The sequence below is a fragment of the Roseomonas haemaphysalidis genome (genome assembly GCF_017355405.1).
In the GTDB taxonomy this organism is placed as follows: Bacteria; Pseudomonadota; Alphaproteobacteria; order Acetobacterales; family Acetobacteraceae; genus Pseudoroseomonas; species Pseudoroseomonas haemaphysalidis.
In genome coordinates, this window is record NZ_CP061177.1 from 2,477,092 (window position 1) to 2,492,206 (window position 15,115).

Below are 15,115 nucleotides of genomic sequence, written 5' to 3' on the forward strand. Positions count from 1 at the left end.
CCATGGATCCCTTGCCGCTGCTGCAGGAGCTGATCCGCTGCCCCAGCGTCACGCCGGCCGATGCCGGCGCGATGGCGGTGCTGGAGCGTGCCTTGGCACCGTTGGGCTTCACCTGCACGCGGCTGCGCTTCGGCGAGATCGAGAACCTCTTCGCGCGGCGTGGCACGGCCGGTCCGCATCTCTGCTTCGCCGGGCATACCGACGTGGTGCCGCCCGGCGACCTGGCCGGCTGGACCGCCGACCCCTTCGGCGCCGAGGTGAGGGACGGCACGGTCTATGGCCGCGGCGCGGTGGACATGAAGGGCGGCATCGCCGCCTGGATCGCCGCCATCGCCAGCCTGCCGCCGGACCTGCCCGGCAGCCTGTCGCTGCTGATCACCGGCGACGAGGAGGGCCCGGCAACCGACGGCACCGTGCGCGTGCTGGAATGGATGGACGCCAACGGTCAGGTGCCGGACTGCTGCATCGTCGGCGAGCCGACCAGCAAGGCGGTGCTGGGCGACACCATCAAGATCGGCCGCCGCGGCAGCATGAACGTTTCCATCACGCTGCATGGCGTGCAGGGCCACAGCGCCTACCCGCAGCGGGCCGACAACCCCATCCACCGGCTGGTGCGCGTGCTGCACACCCTGACGGCAACGCCGCTGGACGAGGGTAGCGAGTGGTTCGAGGCGACGACCCTGCAGGTCACGTCCTTTGACGTCAACAATCCGGCCACCAACGTCATCCCTCCGGTCGCGCGCGCCCGGCTCAACATCCGCTTCAACGACTTGCACAGCAGTGCCAGCCTCGCCGCCCGCATCCGTGCGGTGCTGGAAGCGGAAGGGGCGCGGTTTGAGCTGGAGGTTTCCTGCTCGGGCGAGTCGTTTCTGACGGAGCCGGGGCCTTTCGTGGCCGCGCTGCAATCCGCCACCCGCGCGGCGGCGGGCGTAGAGCCGGCGCTGGATACCGGCGGCGGCACATCGGATGCCCGGTTCATTGCCCGGTACTGCCCCGTGGCGGAGCTGGGCGCGGTTGGCAGCACCATGCACAAGGCCGACGAAGCAACGCCCGTGGACGAGCTTCGGGCGCTCTCCCGACTCTACGCGGCGGTCATCCAGGCGCTGCTGCGACCGGTGGCGACCTGACACCCCGCCTGCCGGACGCAGCGGAGCGGGCGGAACTGCGGTCCGGCCTGCGGGGCGCCCTGATGCTGGCGCGGGGACGGGCCATGGGCATCGCATTGATGCCGATCACCGCGGGCTCGGCGGGGCGGTCCTTCTGGGCTGCGGCGCTGTGCCTCCCCTTGTTTCTGGTGCTGCGGCTGCTGCTGGGCGAACAGGCGCTGACAGGGCGGCTGGTCGTGGCGGAGTTGATCGGCTTCGTGGCCGGCTGGGCCGCCTATGCGCTGGCCACCCTGCCGCTGGCCACCTCCTGTGGTCGCCAGGCGCTTTGGCCGCGCTTCGTGGCAACCTGGAACTGGGTCAGCCTGGTGCAGTACGGCATCATCCTGGTGCTATCGCTCGTGGTGAACGAACTGCCCGGATGGTTGGGGCAGGGCGTTCAGCTCGCGGGCCTGGGCTATGCACTGTGGCTGCAATGGTTCGCCACCGGGCTGGCCTTGCAGGTGGCGGGCCGCCATGCCGCGGGCTTCGTGCTACTCGACCTGTTCATGGGCCTGCTGTTGTCCTCGGTCGTGACCAGCCTTGCCGGATGAAGCCGGGCGTCACCGGCCCGCGAAGCGGCATCGCGGCGGCGAGGTTGCGGCAATGCTTTGGCTGCTCGGGACAAGTCCATATCGTGTAGCGGATGCGGCATCAGGCTGCCGGGGCAGGTCCTGACGGGACAGCCTGCCCGGAGATGTTTCTGCCATTGCATGAAAATTCATTGCATATCATGGCATATGGCACCCGGTGGTTTCGCTTGCCGTTTGACTGATCTACCCTGGTGCCGGGACCGTGGCGCCGACCGGACCGGCAACGGCCGCGTGACGACCTATGCGATAGGCGGGGCCAAAATGGCACGTCATTGCTTTCCTGCGGCGGAGGAGCCGGCGGCATGAGTGCGCGTATCCTGGTGGTGGACGACATCGCCGCCAACCTGCGACTGCTGGAGGCGCGGCTTAACGCCGAGTATTACGAGGTCGCCCTTGCCGCGTCGGGGCCGGAAGCCCTGGCGCGCGCCGTCGACTGGATGCCCGACATCATCCTGCTGGACGTGATGATGCCGGGCATGGATGGCTACGAGGTCTGCCGGCGGCTCAAGGCCAACCCCGCGACCGCGCATATTTCCGTGGTGATGATCACCGCCCTGGTGGACCCGGCCGAACGGGTGCGGGGGCTGGAAGCGGGGGCCGACGACTTTCTGTCCAAGCCGGTGGACCACCAGACCCTGTTTGCCCGCCTGCGTGCCCTGTTGCGCATGAAGCAGGTGCTCGATGCCTTCCGCGTGCGGGCCGAGACGGCACGGGACCTCGGCTTCGCGCCGGAACCTCAGCCTTCCGCGAACGTTGCCGGGTCGGAGGCCTTGCTGGTGACCGAGGACGTGAACGAGGCGGAGCTGATGGCCAGCGTGCTGTCAGGCGATGGCATCCAGATCCAGCTGGCGTCCGATGCGCCGACGGCATGGCGGATGCTGGCCGATGGCGGCTTCGACCTGGCGCTGCTCAGCCTGTCGATGGATGACGGCGGCGGCCTGCGGTTCGCGTCCCGGCTGCGGGCGCAGGCCCCCACGCGGGACCTTCCCGTGCTGCTGATCGCCGACGCAGACCAGAAGGCGCAGATCCTGCGTGGCTTCGACCTGGGCGCCAACGACCACGTGCTGCGGCCCGTGGACCCGAACGAGCTGCGGGCGCGGGCGCGCAACCAGATCCGCCGCAAGCGCTACCAGGAACGTCTGCAGGCGGAGCTGAACCGCTCGCTGGAGATGGCGGTGACGGACGGCCTTACCGGGCTGCGCAATCGCCGCTACATCACCCGTCACCTGGAAGGCCTGCTGCGCGCGGGCAGCGTCGCCCTGCTGATGCTGGACGTCGACCGCTTCAAGGCGGTCAACGATACCTTCGGCCACGCTTCCGGCGACATCGTGCTGAAGGAAGTGGCCGCGCGGATGCGCCAGCACCTGCGCGCGGTGGACGTGGTGGCACGCTTTGGCGGCGAGGAATTCGTGGTGTCCATGGCCAATGCATCGGAAGACGAGGCGATGCAGGTGGCGGAGCGGCTGCGGTTGTCGCTGCTGGAGCAGCCCGTGATGCTGTCGGCCGACCGGATGTTGAGCATCACCGCCAGCATCGGCGTCGCGCTGAGCCGGCCGGCGGACACGCTGGACGACCTGACCTCGGCGGCTGACGCCGCGCTGTACCGCGCCAAGGCCAATGGCCGGAATCGCGCGGAGCTGGCCCTGCCGGAAGACTGGCGCCGCAGCGCCGCCGCCCCGACCCCGACATAAGGAAAGGGCCGCACCCGGGGGTGCGGCCCTTGATCCTCAACCTGTTGTCCCGCCGGGGCGGGAAAGCGGCTTACTTGATCTTGGATTCGCGGAAGGCGACGTGCTTGCGCGCGACGGGGTCGTACTTCTTGAACTCCAGCTTGTTGGTCGTGGAGCGGGTGTTCTTCTTGGTCACGTAGAAGTAGCCGGTGTCAGCGGTGCTGACGAGCTTGATGAGAATGGTGTTGGACTTGGCCATGACAATCTTCCGTGGTCGCCCCGACGCGGGTGCAGTGTCGCGGCGCGATATGCGCTGCTCTAGACCGGGCGATACGGAGCCGCATTCCCGGGTACCATGAGGTTGCGGAACCTATACCGCCCGCCGTTCCAGTCAAGCAAATCCTGCTTCTGGCCCACTATTTCAGGGCGATAGCGCGACCGCGTAGAGCCGTGGCTGGTCGATCAGTACGCGGGCCACCTCCGAATCCAGCTCCCGCTCCTCGGCGGGCGGGCAGGTGCCGCGCAGGCTGGCCACCTCGCTGGCCGGCACCGGCGCGCGGGCGGCGTGGGCGCGGGCCAGCACCGCCGCGCGGGGTGGCCGGCCGGCTGCCAGCTGCGCCAGCTCGTTCTGTGCCTCGTCCTGTCCCAGGCTGGTGCAGATCGCCGGCTGCACGCCCAGCCCCTGGACCGGCCAGCCGAGCGGGGCCAGCACGCGCGACCAAGAGATCAGCACCTCCGCCCCGTTGGACAGCGGGATGACGATCTGGATCAGTCCCTTGCCCAGCGTGGAACTGCCGACGACGACCCCCCGGCCACGGTCCGACAGCGCGGCGGCCACGATCTCGGCGGAGGAAGCCGTCCGGCCATCGACCAGCACCACCAACGGGCGGCCCTGCGTCAGGTCATTGCCGCCGGCGTCCCACGCCCGCACGGAGTCGGGATGCCGCCCCAGGCTGCTGGCGATGCGGCCGCCCGCCAGAAAAGCATCGGCCACCGTCATCGCCTGGTGCAGCACGCCGCCGCGATTGCCACGCAGGTCCAGCACCGTGCCGCGCGGTGGCTGCGGCTGCGCGAAGGCATCCTGCACCGTCCGGGTCAGCGCGTCCGTGGTATTGGCGGCGAAGCCGCTGAGGCGGAGCCAGAGGATGCCGTCCCGCTGCTCCGCGCGCACCGTCTGGCGCGGCTCGTCGCTGCGCCGAAGGTTGACCGCCAGCCGCTGGCTGCCGCGGCGGACGATCAACGCGACCGCGCTGCCGGCCGGACCCTCCAGCAGTTCCGCGGCTTCGTTGATGCGACGGGGCGACACGGCCTCGCCATCGATGGACAGCAGCTCGTCGCCGGCCCGCAGGCCGGCGCGCGCCGCCGGACCGTCGGCCACCAGCCCCGCGACCACCACGCCACGGCGCCCGGCGACGAGCCGCAGCCCCAGCGACGACTGGCCGACCCGCCGGTCGCGCACCTGCAACGCTTCCGGTGCCGTGACGTAGCGGCTGTAGGGGTCCAGGTGGTTGAACAGTTCCTCGAAGCCGGATTGCAGCATCCGCTCCACCCCGGCCTGTCTCAGCACGGGGGAGGCGGCCCAGGCCACCTCGTAGAAGCCGGTCAGCGTGGCAGCCAGGGCGTCCGCGGCGGGCTGCTCCAGCCGTGCGATCCGGCGGGGCGGCCCGAGCTGCTGGGGCACGGCAGGGTTCAGGACCGGTGCCTCGGCCAGCAGGCGGTCGTCTTGGCTCAGCCGCAGGGCACCGCTGCGGACATCCGCGCCCAACCGCACGTCGATCGCCCCGAGGCCACGCAGCGACCACAACGCCATGTCGGCCGGCGCGGCGGATTCCAGATGGCGCTCCAGGATGGCGTCAAAGGCCTGTTGCAGGACCGGAAGCACCAGCGAGCGGGGAAAGGCGTCCTGTGCCCGCGCCGGAAGAGCCGACAGCAGCACCAGCAGGACAAGCGAAGCCCCCCGCGCCAGCCGGGCCACGTGGGAAGCGATCAGCCGCGCCGGGCGGATCGCGGCGGAACCTGCAACAGGATGTGGAACACCAGCCCACCGGTCAGCGGCGCCGCATCGGCCAGGCGGACCTCGACGGCCTGCCCCAGGCTGAACGCCAGTCGCGTGTTGCGGCCGGAGAGCCGTTTCTCGGCCTCCTCGTGAGTCCATCGATCGTCCGGCAGGGATGACAAGGGCACGATTCCGCTCGCACCGTTCTCCTCCACGGTGACGAACAGACCGAAGCGTGTCACCCCCGAAATACGCGCGGCGAACATGCCGCCGATGCGTGTCGCCATCAGGCTTGTGACATAGCGGTCCACCGCATCGCGTTCCGCCGCCGCGGCGCGCCGCTCCGCGCGGGTGATGCGTTCGCCAAGCGCTTCGAACTCGGCCGCGTCGGCGGGGGGGATGTGCTCCGGGCCCAGGCGCAGGCCCGCGATCAGGGCGCGATGCACCAGCAGGTCGGCATAGCGCCGGATGGGACTGGTGAAATGCGCGTAGCGCGGCAGGGCCAATCCGAAATGCCCGATGTTGATGGGGCTGTAGGCCGCCTGGGACTGGCCGCGCAGCACCGCTTCATGGACCAGCCGCGCTTCCGGCATGTCCTTGGTCTTGTCCAGCACGGCGGCGAAGTGGCGGGGCCGCAGCTCCCCGGCCGCCGGCAGGTCCAGGTCGAAAGTATCGAGGAACTGCCTCAATCCTTCCAGTTTCTCGTCGGACGGCCGGTCGTGCACGCGGTACATGCAGGGCTGCCCGGTTTGTTCCAGCGTTTCCGCCGCGCAGACATTGGCGGCCACCATGAATTCCTCGATCAGCCGGTGCGCATCCAGCCGCTGGCGGGGCACCACGTCCCGCACCTGGCCGGCATCGTCCAGCAGCACCCGGCGCTCCGGAAGATCCAGCTCCAGCGTGCCTCGGGTTTCCCGCGCCGCCAGCAAGGCGGCGAAGGCGCCGAAGAGGGGGGCGACCGTTTCAGCCATCTCACCGGCGTCGCGCGAGGCCTGCACCTGTTCGTAGGTCAGCCGCGCGGCGGAGCGCATCAGACCCCGCCCGAAGCGGTGCGAGATTTTGTAGCCGCCGGCGTCGAATCGCATGTCGACGAACAGGCAGCCGCGGTTCTCGCCGGGCTTCAGGCTGCACCAGCCGTTGGACAGCGCTTCCGGCAGCATCGGCACCACGCGGTCGGGGAAGTAGACGCTGTTGCCCCGCAGCCGGGCCTGATCGTCCAGCGCGCTGCCCGCCGGCACGTAGTGGGCGACATCGGCGATGGCGACGACCACCCGCCACCCGGTTCCCTCGGCTTCCGCCCACACGGCATCGTCGAAGTCCCGGGCATCCTCACCATCGATGGTCACCAGCGGGATCGCGCGCAGGTCCTCGCGGCCTTGCAGATCCACCGGGCCGGCAGCGGCGGCCTCGGTCAGGGCCTCGGGCGGGAAGGTGTCGGGGATGCCGTGCTGGTGGATGCACAGCATGGACACCGCGCGCGGCGCGTCCATCGGCCCCAGCCGCTCCACCACCCGCACCGGGCGCAGGCCGAGGCCGAGGTGGTTGATCGGCTCCGCCAAAACCAGCTCGCCGGCTTGCGCGCCGCCTTCCTCGCCGGCGGGGACGCTCCATTCCGACTTGTGGCGCTTGTCCACCGGCAGCACGCGGCCGTCGCGGAACACGCCCAGCACGCGGGCGGCGGTGGGGCTCGCCAGGCGCTTGAAGGTGCGGCCGTCATACTTGCCGGCACCCATCGGCCGCAGCCGGGCCAGCACGCGCTCGCCGGGCGCCAGGGCAGGTTGGCCCGGGCGCTCCGGGCGCATGTAGATCAACGGCGCGCGGCCCTCGCCCTCCCAGTCCACCGGCCGGGCGAGCGGATCGCCATCGGGGTCGATGCCGAAGACCTCCACGGCCGCGATCTCGGGCAGCTTGCCGGCGTCCCGCGCCCGGCGGCGGCCAGACCGGGCCACGACGCCTTCGGCTTCCAGCTGCCGCAGCAGCTCCCGCAGCGCAGGGCGCTGGTCCACGTCGAGGCCGAAATGGCGGACGATGTCGCTTTTGCCGACATCGCCCGGCGCGTCGCGCAGGAAGCGCCGCAACTGGTCGCGCGTCGGCAGCGGCGCGCCGGCGCCGCTGCCTTCCCCGTCGCCGGTCAGGCCTTCACCTTTGCGGTCTTGGCCGGCGCCTTTTTGGCGGCGGGCTTCTTGGCGGCGGGCGCCTTCTTAGCGGCCGCGGCCTTGGGGGCTGCTGCCTTTTTGGCCTTCGGGGCTGCCTCGGCCGCCGTTGCGGCGGCGGCCTTCTTGGCAGGCGCCTTCTTGGCCGCGCCCTTCTTGCCCTTGGGCGGCAGCTTCTTGCCCTTTTCCGCCAGCAGCGCCACCGCTTCGTCCAGCGTGATGTCCTCCATCGCCAGGTTGCGCGGCAGGCTGGCGACAAAGCCGTTGTGCTGCGCGAAGGGGCCGAAGCGACCCTTCTTCACCTCCACCGGCTCGCCGTCCTTGGGGTGCGGACCCATGGAACGGACGCGCGCGGCGGCATCGGCCAGCAGAGACACGGCACGGTTGATGCCGATGCTCAGGACATCGTCGTCCTTATCGATCGACTTGAAGATGCTGCCCATCTTCACGTAGGGGCCGAAGCGCCCGATGGCGGCGGTGATCTCATCGCCGCTTTCGGGATGCAGGCCGATGACGCGGGGCAGGGACAGCAAGGCGAGCCCCCGCTCCAGGGTCAGGGTTTCCGGGTCCATGCCGCGTGCCAGGCTGGTGCGGCGTGGCTTGATGGGCTTGCCCTTGGCATCCGTGCCGCCCTCGCCAAGCTGCACGTAGACGCCGTAGGGGCCGCGGCGCACCGTGACCTCCTGCCCGCTGACCGGGTCGGTGCCCAGGTCGCGCTGGCCGCCGGCCAGGCCACCGCCTTCGCCGTCCGCCTCGCCGCCCGGTACCATCAGCGGGCGGGTGTAGCGGCATTCCGGATAGTTCGAGCAGCCGATAAAGGCACCGTTGCGGCCCAGGCGCAGGCCCAGGCGGCCGTTGTGGCAGTTCGGGCAGGTGCGGGGATTGCCGCCATCGGCCGGCTTCGGAAAGAAGTGCGGACCCAGCTCCTCGTCCAGCGCGTCGATCACGGCGGTGATCGTCAGGTCCTTGGTAGCGCCGACGGCCGCGTTGAACTCATCCCAGAAGACGCGCATCACCTCGCGCCAGTCGGCGCGGCCGCCGGAGATGTCGTCCAGCTGTTCCTCGAGCCCGGCGGTGAAATGCGGGTCCACGTAGCGCTCGAAGAACGACACCAGGAAGGTGGTGACCAGCCGCCCCCGGTCTTCCGGCATGAAGCGGCGCTTGTCGATCTTCACGTATTCGCGGTCCTGCAAGGTCTGCAGGATGGAGGCGTAGGTGGAAGGGCGCCCGATGCCGAGCTCCTCCATCTTCTTGACCAGCGAGGCCTCGGAAAAGCGTGGCGGCGGCTGGGTGAAGTGCTGGTCGGCCTGGGCGGCGGTCAGCTTGGCGGGGTCCTGCTCGCGCATCGGCGGCAGGGTGCGGCCTTCCTCGTCGTCGCCCACCGCGTCGTCCACGTCCTCGCGGTACAGCTTCAGGAAGCCGTCAAAGGCGATCACGCTGCCGGTGGCGCGCAGCTTCGACTTGCCGCCCGCGTCCACCAGGTCGACGGCCGTCTGGTCCAGCTCGGCGGACTGCATCTGGCTGGCGACGGCGCGCTTCCACACCAGCTCGTACAGCCGGCGCTGGTCGGGGTTCAGGAAGCGCGCGACATCCTCCGGCCGGCGGGTCACGTCGGTCGGGCGAATCGCCTCGTGCGCTTCCTGGGCGTTCTTGGCCTTGGAGGAATATTCGCGCGGCGCGGCCGGGATGTAGTCGGGGCCGAAGCTGTCCTTCACATGGTCACGGATGGCGACCATCGCCTCGCGCGCCATCTGCACGCCGTCGGTGCGCATGTAGGTGATCAGGCCCACCGTCTCGCCCTGCATCTCCACGCCTTCGTAGAGCTGCTGCGCCAGGCGCATGGTCTGCTGCGCACCGAAGCCGAGCTTGCGCGACGATTCCTGCTGCAGCGTGGAGGTGGTGAAGGGCGGCGGCGGGTTGCGGCGGACGCGCTTCTTTTCGACGCTGCCGACGCTGAACTGGCCACCCTCCACCAGCCCCCTGGCCCGCATCGCCGCCGCCTCGTCGCCGAGGTCGAACTGGTCGAGCTTCTTGCCTTCCAGATGCGTCAGCCGGGCATGAAACGGGGCGCCGTTGACGGTGAGGAACTTGCCCTCGACGGTCCAGTACTCGCGGGCCCGGAAAGCCTCGATCTCCGCCTCGCGCTCGCAGATCAGACGCAGGGCAACCGACTGCACGCGGCCGGCCGAGCGGCTGCCCGGCAGCTTGCGCCACAGCACCGGCGACAGCGTGAAGCCCACCAGGTAGTCGAGCGCGCGCCGGGCCATGTAGGCCTCGATCAACGGCGTATCGAGGTCGCGCGGATGGGCCAGCGCGTATTGCACGGCGCGCTTGGTGATCTCGTTGAAGGTGATGCGGTGGACCTCGACGCCCTTCAGCGCACCCTTCTGCCGCAGCATCTCCTGCACGTGCCAGGAGATCGCCTCGCCCTCGCGGTCCGGATCGGTGGCGAGGAACAGGCGCTTGGCCCCCTTCATCGCCTTGGCGATGGCGCCGACCTGCTTCTCCCCCCGGTCCTCGGAGGACCAGTCCATGGCGAAGTTCTCGTCCGGCCGCACACTGCCGTCCTTGGCGGGCAGGTCCCGCACATGGCCGAAGCTGGCCAGGACGGTGAAGTCCGCGCCCAGGTACTTGTTGATGGTCTTCGCCTTGGCCGGCGATTCGACGACGACGACGTCGGTCATGGCAGGTGTCGCGTGCTTTCTTCTGGCCACGAAAAGGGCGGGCCGAACCCAGATGGGAATAGCGTCAGCTGCTGCGGACCACGCGGTTGCCGGGGAGGGTTTCGATCCGTCCCTCCAACTCCAGATCCAGCAGGATCGCCTGCATCGCAGCAGGCGAGAGGTGGCAGCGCCGGAGCAACTCGTCAACCGTAACCGGACTGTCGCCTATGAAATCAAGCAGTTGTCCGTGATCGCCGGCGGTCGTGCGGGGCGGTTCCGGCGCCGGGGACGGGGTTGGGGTGTAGCTTGGGCGGAACAGCGGCGCGGCGTGCGGGGCTTCCGGCAGGTGGTCCAGCACATCGCTCACGCTGCCGGTCAGATGCGCGCCCTGGCGGATCAGGTCGTTGGAGCCGGCGCAGCGCGGGTCCAGCGGGCTGCCGGGCACGGCGAAGACCTCGCGCCCGGCTTCCAGGGCCAGCCGCGCCGTCATCAGGGTGCCCGAGCGATACGCGGCCTCCACCACCACGACTCCGAGGCTGAGACCGGCGATGATCCGGTTGCGGCGCGGAAAATGACGGGCGATGGGCGCCGTGCCGATCGGCGCTTCCGCCACCACCGCGCCCTGTTCGGCCAGCGCGCCTTGCAGGGCGGCATGTTCCATCGGGTACGCGACATCGATCCCGCCCGGCACCACGCCGACGCTTTGCCCCGCCCGCAACGCGCCCTCATGCGCCGCGCCATCGATGCCGCGCGCCAGTCCGGAGGTGACGACGATGCCCTGCTCCGCCAGGGCCTCCGCCAGCTCGCCGGCCATGCGACGGCCGAGCGCGGAAGCGTTGCGCGCACCGACCACGGCCACCTGCCGGGCGTGCAGGCAGTCCGGGTCGCCGATCACCGCCAAGAGCGGCGGTGCGTCGTCCAGCAGCGCCAGCAAGGGCGGGTAGCCTTCGGTGCCCCAGACCAGAAAGCGGCCGCCCATGGCATCCAGCCGCTCCAGCTCCCGCTCCGCCTCGGCGGCGGAACAGGGGGCGAAGGGCGTTGCGCGGCGGGCGGCATGCGCGGGCAGCGCGTCCAGCGCCGCCACGGCGGTGCCATGCTGCGCCATCAGGCGGCGCCACGTCATCGGCCCTATGCCCTCGGTGCGCGACAGCCGCAGCAGCGCGAGCACCTCGGCGTGGTTCACTTGCCCTGGCCGATTCGCGGCTCGGTGCCGGCGAGCAGCCGGCGGATGTTGTCCTGGTGCCGCCAGATGATGATCGCGACCACCACCAGCAGAAAGCCCGCCAGCCTCCAGTCACCCGCCAGCAGCGCGATCACCGGCGCGCAGGCGCATGCCGTGAGGGCGGAGGCGGAGGAGATCCTGGTGAGCTTGGCCATGCCGAACCAGATCAGGGCGCACAGGATGCCGATCCACCAGCTCGCGGCCAGCAGCACGCCGGCGCCGGTCGCCACGCCCTTGCCGCCCTTGAAGCCGAGCCAAACGGGAAAGACGTGCCCGAGCAGCGCGGCGATGCCCGCCACCAGACCGGCGTCCCGGCCCCACAGCGCCGCCAGCGACAGCACCGGCACCGCGCCCTTCAACGCATCCAGCAGCAGCGTCGCCGCCGCCACCTTCTTGTTGCCGGTGCGCAGGACGTTGGTGGCGCCGATGTTGCCGCTGCCGATGGAGCGGATGTCGCCCAGCCCCGCCGCGCGGGTCAGCAGCAACCCGTAGGGGACGGAGCCGGACAGATAGCCGATGACGGCGGCGGCGATCAGGTACCCGTTCATCCGAACACCCGCCTGCCGGCCTTCCAGGTGCCCAGCACGCGGCCTTCCAGCGGCCTGCCATCGAAGGGTGAGTTCTGTGCCTTGCCCGGCAGCTTGCCGGCTTCGACCTTCCAGCCCCGCTCCGGATCGAACAGCACCAGGTCGGCCGGGGCACCGCGGGCCAGGCGGCCGGTGTCCAGGCCCAGCAGCGTCGCGGGCTTCTGCGTCAGCAGCGCCAGCGCCTGCGGCAGCGACAGATCACCGCCATGCACGCGCGCGAGGGTGACGCCCAGCAGCGTCGCCAGCCCGGCGCCGCCGGCCTCGGCCTGGGCGAAGGGCAGGCGCTTGTCGTCGGCGTCGCGCGGCTGGTGGTCGGAAGCGATGGCGTCGATGGTGCCGTCCTGCAGCGCCGCCACCACGGCCAAGCGGTCCTCTTCCCGCCGCAGCGGGGGGGACAGCTTGGCATAGGTGCGGAAGTCGCCGATCGCCGTTTCATTGAGGTCGAAATAGGGGGGCGCGGTGTCGCAGGTGACGGAAAGCCCCTCGTCCTTGGCTTGCCGGATCAGCGCCAGGGCACCGGCGGTGGAGACATGGGCGAAATGCACGTGGCCACGCGTGATGCGCGCCAAAGCGATGTCGCGCGCCACCATCATCGCCTCGGCGGCGGCGGGGATGCCCGGCAGGCCCATGCGGCTGGCCATCTCGCCTTCCGTCGCCACGCCGCCGCGGGCAAGGTCGGGCTCCTCCGGGTGCTGCACGACGAAGGAGCCGAAGGCCCGGGCATAGGACAAGGCCAGGCGCATCACCCGGGCACTGCCGATGGCATGCGTGCCGTCCGTGAAGGCCACGGCGCCCGCTTCCTTGAGCAGCCCGAACTCGGACAGCTCCTTGCCCGCGCATTTCTTGGTCGCGGCGCCGTAGGGCAGGACGGACAGGCTGCCGCCGGCCTCGCCGCGCTGCCACACGAAGCGCAGCAGGGCGGGGTCGTCCAGCGGCGTGTCCGTGTCGGGCAGGGCGCAAAGGGTCGTGATGCCGCCCGCCGCCGCTGCCTCGGCCGCGCTGTCGATGGTTTCGCGGTATTCGTTGCCGGGCTCGCCGAGGCTGGCGCGCAGGTCGACCAGGCCTGGGGCCAGCACGGCGCCGCCGCAATCGACCACCGTGGCGCCGTCCGGCACGCCCAGCGAGCCGCCGTGGTCGGCGATCACGCCGCGGCTGATCAGCAGCCCGCCTGGCGAATCGAGGCCGGAAGCCGGGTCCACCAGCCGGGCATTGGTGAACAGGGTGTCGGGGATGAAGGAGGAGGGCATCATGGCCGGGCGTTCCGCCGCAGGTTGCGGGACAGGATGTCGAGCACCGCCATGCGCACGGCGACGCCCATCTCCACCTGCTCGCCGATGACGCTGCGGACGGGGTCGTCCGCCACGGCGCTGTCGATCTCGACGCCGCGGTTCATCGGGCCGGGGTGCATGACGATGGCATCGGGCTTGGCCACGGACAGCTTGGCGGCGTCCAGCCCGAAGAAGCGGAAGTATTCGCGCGCCGAGGGGACCAGCCCGCCGGACATGCGTTCCTTCTGGAGCCGGAGCATCATCACCACGTCGGCGTCGCGCAGGCCGGATTTCATGTCGTGGAACACTTCCACGCCCATGCGCTCCACCTCGGCCGGCAGCAGGGTCGGCGGGCCGACCACCCGCACCCGGCAGTTCATGGCGCTGAGCAGGTGGATGTTGGAGCGCGCGACCCGGCTGTGCAGCACGTCGCCGCAGATGGCGACCGTCAGGTTCTCCAGCGCGCCCTTGCGGCGGCGGATGGTCAGTGCGTCCAGCAGCGCCTGGGTGGGGTGCTCGTGCGTGCCGTCGCCGGCGTTGATCACCGCCGCGTCCACCTTCTGGCTCAGCAGCGCGGGGGCGCCGGACTGCGCATGGCGCACCACCAGCAGGTCGCAATGCATGGCGTTCAGGGTGGAGGCGGTGTCGAGCAGCGTCTCGCCCTTGTTCACGCTGGACTGGCTGACGGACATGTTGATCACGTCCGCGCCCAGCCGCTTGCCCGCGAGCTCAAAGGAGGTGCGGGTGCGGGTGCTGTCCTCGAAGAACAGGTTGATGAGGGTGCGGCCGCGGAGCTGGTCCCGCTGCGTCTTGCCGCTGCGGTTCAGCAGGGCGTAGGACTCGGCCAGATCCAGCAGATCGGCGATATATGGCGGCTCCAGCCCTTGCAGGGCGAGGAGATGCCGGTGCGGATAAGCGACCATGGCGTGGATCAGTCCGGCTAGAGGCGGGGGACCATAACGGGGGCGCCGCCCGGCCGGAAGGGGCGCCGTTCAGCGTGCGCTGGCATCCAGTGCCGCCTGCAGCATGTAGGCGGCGGCGGCGGCGTCCACGACCTTGGCCCGCTTGGCCCGGGTCAGGTCCGCCTCGCGGATCAGCATGCGGTTGACGGCGGACGAGGACAGCCGCTCGTCCCACAGCGCACAGGGCAGGCCCGTGGCTTCCGAGATGGCTGTGGCCCAGTCCTTGGCCGATTGCGCGGCGGGACCGAAGGAGCCGTCCATGCCCAGCGGCAGGCCCACCACCAGCCCGCCGGCCCCTTCCTTGCGCGCGATGGCCGAGATCTCGGCGGCATTCACCGCCAGCTTGGCGCGCGCGACGCCCTTGTACGGGCTGGCCAGCATGAGCGTGACATCGGATAGGGCCACGCCGATGGTCCGCTGCCCGGGGTCGATGCCGATCAGGCGCTGGTCGCGGCTCAGGGCAGCGCGGAGGTCGCTCAGGTTGAACAAGGGCATGGCGGTGGTTATGGTCCGCGCCCGTTCGCGTGCCAACACGGACGGACCGATCACGACCGGAAGATAGAAAGAATGTCGCTCGACACCGCCACTGTCCGGCGCGTCGCGTCGCTCGCCCGCATCAGGGTCGAGGACGAGGAGCTGCCGCGCCTGCAGGCCGAACTCAACGGAATCCTGGGCTGGATCGAGCAGCTGCAAGCCGTCAACACCGACGGCGTCGAGCCCATGGCCGGCGGCGGCACACAGGCGCTGCGCCTGCGCGAGGACAAGGTGACCGACGGCGGCATCCAGCAAGAGGTCCTGGCCAATGCGCCGGACCATGCGGACGTGTTCTTCAGCGTGCCCAAGGTGGTGGAGTGAGCGC

At 70.4% G+C, this 15,115-nt stretch carries 13 protein-coding genes; 4 read left to right on the forward strand and 9 right to left on the reverse strand.

Annotation, left to right across the window (positions count from 1 at the left end; genetic code table 11):
• Positions 1-2: 2 nt before the first annotated feature.
• From dapE to IAI59_RS11480, 3 genes are all read left to right on the forward strand, one after another.
• Positions 3-1,127, forward strand: coding sequence for a succinyl-diaminopimelate desuccinylase (gene dapE / locus IAI59_RS11470; protein WP_207417246.1), 1,125 nt, complete (start codon positions 3-5; stop codon positions 1,125-1,127).
• Positions 1,128-1,225: 98 nt separating this feature from the next.
• Entirely contained in the window at positions 1,226-1,696 is a 471-nt protein-coding gene (locus IAI59_RS11475; RefSeq protein WP_207417244.1) for a hypothetical protein, read from the forward strand.
• A gap of 341 nt (positions 1,697-2,037) precedes the next feature.
• A complete protein-coding gene (locus IAI59_RS11480; protein ID WP_207417242.1) occupies positions 2,038-3,426 on the forward strand; it encodes a PleD family two-component system response regulator in 1,389 nt (462 codons plus the stop codon).
• Positions 3,427-3,496: 70 nt separating this feature from the next.
• Here IAI59_RS11480 and rpmG read toward each other — a convergent pair whose 3' ends face one another.
• From rpmG to ruvX, 9 genes are all read right to left on the reverse strand, one after another.
• The gene (rpmG, locus tag IAI59_RS11485; RefSeq protein WP_207417240.1) at positions 3,497-3,664 is read right to left on the reverse strand and encodes a 50S ribosomal protein L33; all 168 of its coding nucleotides are present in this window, start codon (positions 3,662-3,664) and stop codon (positions 3,497-3,499) included.
• Between the two features lie 162 nt (positions 3,665-3,826).
• The gene (locus IAI59_RS11490; RefSeq protein WP_207417239.1) at positions 3,827-5,380 is read right to left on the reverse strand and encodes a S41 family peptidase; all 1,554 of its coding nucleotides are present in this window, start codon (positions 5,378-5,380) and stop codon (positions 3,827-3,829) included.
• An 11-nt stretch (positions 5,381-5,391) separates the two neighbouring features.
• A complete protein-coding gene (gene rnr, locus IAI59_RS11495) occupies positions 5,392-7,536 on the reverse strand; it encodes a ribonuclease R (RefSeq protein WP_207417440.1) in 2,145 nt (714 codons plus the stop codon).
• Entirely contained in the window at positions 7,533-10,238 is a 2,706-nt protein-coding gene (gene topA, locus IAI59_RS11500; RefSeq protein WP_207417238.1) for a type I DNA topoisomerase, read from the reverse strand. Before topA ends, rnr begins: the two co-directional genes overlap by 4 nt.
• 64 nt (positions 10,239-10,302) lie before the next feature.
• Positions 10,303-11,400 carry a DNA-processing protein DprA gene (gene dprA, locus IAI59_RS11505; protein ID WP_237181114.1) on the reverse strand — a complete coding sequence of 366 codons (1,098 nt, stop codon included), beginning with the start codon at positions 11,398-11,400 and terminating at the stop codon, positions 10,303-10,305.
• Complete coding sequence (gene plsY / locus IAI59_RS11510) at positions 11,397-11,987, reverse strand: glycerol-3-phosphate 1-O-acyltransferase PlsY (RefSeq protein WP_207417237.1); 591 nt, start codon at positions 11,985-11,987, stop codon at positions 11,397-11,399. Before plsY ends, dprA begins: the two co-directional genes overlap by 4 nt.
• Positions 11,984-13,273 (reverse strand): dihydroorotase, encoded by a 1,290-nt coding sequence (locus tag IAI59_RS11515; RefSeq protein WP_237180715.1) that lies wholly within the window; start codon positions 13,271-13,273, stop codon positions 11,984-11,986. The genes plsY and IAI59_RS11515 overlap by 4 nt, the downstream gene beginning before the upstream one ends.
• Positions 13,273-14,217 (reverse strand): aspartate carbamoyltransferase catalytic subunit, encoded by a 945-nt coding sequence (locus tag IAI59_RS11520; protein WP_207417236.1) that lies wholly within the window; start codon positions 14,215-14,217, stop codon positions 13,273-13,275. Before IAI59_RS11520 ends, IAI59_RS11515 begins: the two co-directional genes overlap by 1 nt.
• Positions 14,218-14,286: 69 nt before the next feature.
• The gene (gene ruvX, locus IAI59_RS11525; protein ID WP_207417235.1) at positions 14,287-14,751 is read right to left on the reverse strand and encodes a Holliday junction resolvase RuvX; all 465 of its coding nucleotides are present in this window, start codon (positions 14,749-14,751) and stop codon (positions 14,287-14,289) included.
• Between the two features lie 72 nt (positions 14,752-14,823).
• Between ruvX and gatC the strand changes: the two genes are divergently transcribed.
• The gene (gene gatC, locus IAI59_RS11530) at positions 14,824-15,111 is read left to right on the forward strand and encodes an Asp-tRNA(Asn)/Glu-tRNA(Gln) amidotransferase subunit GatC (protein WP_207417234.1); all 288 of its coding nucleotides are present in this window, start codon (positions 14,824-14,826) and stop codon (positions 15,109-15,111) included.
• Positions 15,112-15,115: the final 4 nt, after the last annotated feature.

Bases quoted from the DNA above. Each gene is read 5' to 3' on its own strand.
- IAI59_RS11480 (WP_207417242.1), top strand. From the start codon at position 2,038: ATGAGTGCGCGTATCCTGGTGGTGGACGACATCGCCGCCAACCTGCGA.
- rpmG (WP_207417240.1), bottom strand. From the start codon at position 3,664: ATGGCCAAGTCCAACACCATTCTCATCAAGCTCGTCAGCACCGCTGAC.
- plsY (WP_207417237.1), bottom strand. From the start codon at position 11,987: ATGAACGGGTACCTGATCGCCGCCGCCGTCATCGGCTATCTGTCCGGC.
- dapE (WP_207417246.1), top strand. From the start codon at position 3: ATGGATCCCTTGCCGCTGCTGCAGGAGCTGATCCGCTGCCCCAGCGTC.
- IAI59_RS11520 (WP_207417236.1), bottom strand. From the start codon at position 14,217: ATGGTCGCTTATCCGCACCGGCATCTCCTCGCCCTGCAAGGGCTGGAG.
- IAI59_RS11515 (WP_237180715.1), bottom strand. From the start codon at position 13,273: ATGCCCTCCTCCTTCATCCCCGACACCCTGTTCACCAATGCCCGGCTG.
- topA (WP_207417238.1), bottom strand. From the start codon at position 10,238: ATGACCGACGTCGTCGTCGTCGAATCGCCGGCCAAGGCGAAGACCATC.
- IAI59_RS11475 (WP_207417244.1), top strand. From the start codon at position 1,226: ATGCCGATCACCGCGGGCTCGGCGGGGCGGTCCTTCTGGGCTGCGGCG.
- gatC (WP_207417234.1), top strand. From the start codon at position 14,824: ATGTCGCTCGACACCGCCACTGTCCGGCGCGTCGCGTCGCTCGCCCGC.
- ruvX (WP_207417235.1), bottom strand. From the start codon at position 14,751: ATGCCCTTGTTCAACCTGAGCGACCTCCGCGCTGCCCTGAGCCGCGAC.